The following is a 3137-nucleotide window of genomic DNA, read 5'->3' on the forward strand; positions in this document are numbered from 1 at the left end:
CCCGCGGGGCACCTCGCTCACCTTCCGGCGGCGGGGGCCGCCCACGGGCCCTGCGGCCCGGTCCAGCCCTGCGGCGGTACCGGCGGGGTCTGCTCACGCTCCATCAGGCCACGGCGGCGCATCCTGCTGAGGACGAAGACGTTGCCCAGGTGCATGGCGCCGAGCACCAGGAGGACGACGCCGATCTTCGGCGAGAGCGCGTCGAAGAGCGCGCGGGCGTCCGCGATGTCGTCGGTGTTGCGCAGATAGAGCGTCACGAAGCCCAGGTTCACCAGGTAGAAGCCGACCACCAGCAGATGGTTCACGGCGTCGGCGAGCTTCTCGTTCCCCTTCAGGACGTCCGCGATGAAGATGCGCCCGTTGCGGCTCAGTGTGCGCGCCACCCAGACGGTGAGCGCCACGCTGACGACCAGATAGATGATGTACGCGACCACGGTGAGGTCCATGCCCCAGCCCCTTTGAACGTGTTCAACAACCCGTTGTCATGGACTGTAGACCCCTTCTTGAACATGTTCAAGAAGGGGTCGGGGTGAGTGCCTTCGGGGCCGCCTCGGCGCCCTGTGCCGCGCCGGGGTCCGGCTCGGTCACGAAGTGCCGGACGCCCGGCAGTGCGGCCGTGGCCAGGCAGGCCGTCAGCACCGCGGCTGCTGCCACCCCGAGCGGAAGCCCGGGCCCTACCGCGGAGGCGGCCAGCGGGGCGAGTACGTACCCCAGGGGCATCGCGGCGATCGAGATCAGCCAGTCGTACGACGTGACCCGGGCCAGCACCTGCTCCGGGACGGCCGACATCACCGAGGTGTCCCAGACCGGGCCGAGGTACCCCAGGCCGGTGAGGGCGAGTCCGTACGAGGTGATGGTGGCCCAGGCGGGCGCCGAGGCGGCGAGCAGCGCCAGGGGCAGGGCGTACGTCGCCAGGCCCAGGGTGGAGACCAGGACCGGCCTGCGCGGCTTGGCCCGGCCGGCCAGCAGGGAGCCCGCCAGCACTCCGGCGGAGCCGACCTGCATGAGCGTGACCCAGGCGCCCTCGTCGCCGCGCGCGCCGACGATCACCGCCGGGCCGAGGGTGGCCAGGACCGCCGCCGCGCCGTTCCAGACGCCGTGCGCGATCAGGGTGGACCAGTACCAGTCCCGGGCGCGCACCTCGCTCCAGCCCTCCTTGAGGTCCGCGAGGACCGAGGAGTGGGGGACCCGGACACGCCGCACCCGGATCGCGGCCAGCAGGGCGGCGCACGCCGCGAAGCTCGCGCCGTCGAGCAGGAACGCCCACCCGGCCCCCGCGGTGAGGACCAGGGTGCCGCCGAGAGCCGGCCCGCCGAGCCTCACCGCCCCGTTCACCGAGGCGATCAGGGCATTGGCGCGCAGCAGTTGGGAGTCGTCCACGGTGCCCCGGACCAGCGGGGCGGCGGTCGGCATGGAGAAGGCTCCGGCGATGCCCCCGACCGCCTCGGCGACCGCGATCTGCCAGATGCGGGGGTCTGCGCCGAGGAGTTCCAGCCCGACGAAGATCTGTCCCGCCGCCCGTACGGCGTTGGTCACGAGCGCGACGGTCCTCGGGTCGAACCGGTCGCCGATCACCCCGCCGAGCGGCAGCAGCAACACCTTGGGGATCAGTGCGCAGGTGAGTACGAGAGCGAGGGTTCCGCTCGATCCGGTGGCCTGGTAGACGGCGAGGGTGAGCGCGACCGGCACGGCGGCGTCGCCGGCCAGGGAGAGGGTCTGGCCGGCGAAGAGCAGCGCGAAGGCGCGGGTGCGCAGGGGGTGGGACGGCATGGGCACAACTTATTTCGCTTCCGAATAATTCGCCAGCGAAATAAGGGAGTTCGTGGATCGCTCCGCCCGGAACGGGTGCGGTGAGGTGCCCGCCCCGGCGGGCGTACGATTCCGCCATGCAGCCACGCGACCGGGTCGACAGCCACATAGAGCGGTGGAAGCCGGTGCTTCCCGGGCTCGATCCCGACGTCGAAGGCGCGGTGACCCGGATGCAGAAGATCACCGCACATCTGCGGCGGGTCAGGGAGCAGTCGCTCGCCGACGCCGACCTGGACCGACCGGAGTTCGAGACGCTCCACGAGCTGGCCGGACGCGGTGGCTCCGCCGCCCCGTCCGAACTGGCCGCCGCCCTCGACCTGGCGCCCGCCTCCGTCACCGGACGGCTCGACGTGCTGGAGGGCCGCGGCTATGTGCGCCGCACCCCCTCCACCACCGACCGGCGCAGGGTCGTCGTGGAACTCACCCCGGCCGGCCGGGCCGTCTGGATGGGAACCATGGACTACCTCGGCCACGAGGAGACCCGGCTGATCGGAGCGCTGGACGCCGAGGGGCGCGTCCAGCTCAACTCCCTGCTGCGGCGTGTCCTGTTGGCTGCCGAGCACGGCCCGGAGCCGGAAGCCCCCCGCGTCTGAGCCGCGGCACGGGCCGGCCGGCGTGCGGCCGGGTGCCGGGCGCCGGAGGTTCAGACACTCATCGAGCGCGCGGTGTTGACCTGCGCCATGACCATGGGGAAGGTGTTCACGTCCCTGGCCGGGATCATCGTCGAATGGTGCCGGCCGCCGCTGGTCACCGTCACCTGCACGAAGCCGGTGGTCTTCTTCTCCTTCATCAGGAGGAAGAGCAGACCCACCAGGCAGAGCAGCGCGAAGATGATCGCCAGCACGATCGCCACCGTCGGGATCTTCTCCTCGGTGCGCGACATGTCCGTCGCCGTCCACACCGCGCCCTTGAGGGGCATCGTGCCGGACGGGGTGACGACCGAGTCGTTCATGACGGCTATGTCGCCGATGCTCAGCATCGGTCCGCCGCCGTAACCCTGCTGCGGGACAGGGAAGTTGGCGCCCATCGTCGGCTGCTGCTCCGGGCCCGGGTAGCCGTACCCCGGCCCCTGCTGGGCCGCGGACTCGGGCAGGGGCTGCGGATAGCCGTACGCCGGCGGGCCGCCCGCCGGGTAGCCGTACCCCTGACCGTCCGCCACCGTGGGCGGGTTGGCGGGCTGCTGGGGCGGACCCCACTTGTAGGCATCGTCCGCGTACGGATTCGGCTCGCTCACCATGTCCCCGATTCTTTCGTCCGGTACTGCGCACACGACCGTACCGTTCCGGCCCCGAACACGCCCAGGAGGCCCCGTCCACCGCCGCTTTCGC

Annotated in this window: 4 protein-coding genes; 1 reads left to right on the forward strand and 3 read right to left on the reverse strand. The window is 71.7% G+C overall.

Annotated features, from left to right (window positions below):
- Window positions 1-17 precede the first annotated feature (17 nt).
- Window positions 18-446, reverse strand: a complete 429-nt coding sequence (locus tag ACFWEP_RS33515) for a hypothetical protein (RefSeq protein ID WP_328719776.1) — start codon at window positions 444-446, stop codon at window positions 18-20.
- A gap of 67 nt (window positions 447-513) precedes the next feature.
- A complete protein-coding gene (locus ACFWEP_RS33520; protein ID WP_387375905.1) occupies window positions 514-1770 on the reverse strand; it encodes an MFS transporter in 1257 nt (418 codons plus the stop codon).
- Window positions 1771-1886: 116 nt separating this feature from the next.
- On the opposite strand from ACFWEP_RS33520, the gene ACFWEP_RS33525 reads away from it, so the two are divergent.
- Window positions 1887-2402 carry a MarR family winged helix-turn-helix transcriptional regulator gene (locus tag ACFWEP_RS33525; protein ID WP_387375907.1) on the forward strand — a complete coding sequence of 172 codons (516 nt, stop codon included), beginning with the start codon at window positions 1887-1889 and terminating at the stop codon, window positions 2400-2402.
- A 50-nt stretch (window positions 2403-2452) separates the two neighbouring features.
- Here the strand turns inward: ACFWEP_RS33525 and ACFWEP_RS33530 are convergent, their stop codons facing one another.
- Window positions 2453-3043 carry a hypothetical protein gene (locus ACFWEP_RS33530; protein WP_387375909.1) on the reverse strand — a complete coding sequence of 197 codons (591 nt, stop codon included), beginning with the start codon at window positions 3041-3043 and terminating at the stop codon, window positions 2453-2455.
- Window positions 3044-3137 lie beyond the last annotated feature (94 nt).

The organism is Streptomyces sp. NPDC060198, from assembly GCF_042728415.1.
Classification (GTDB): domain Bacteria; phylum Actinomycetota; class Actinomycetes; order Streptomycetales; family Streptomycetaceae; genus Streptomyces.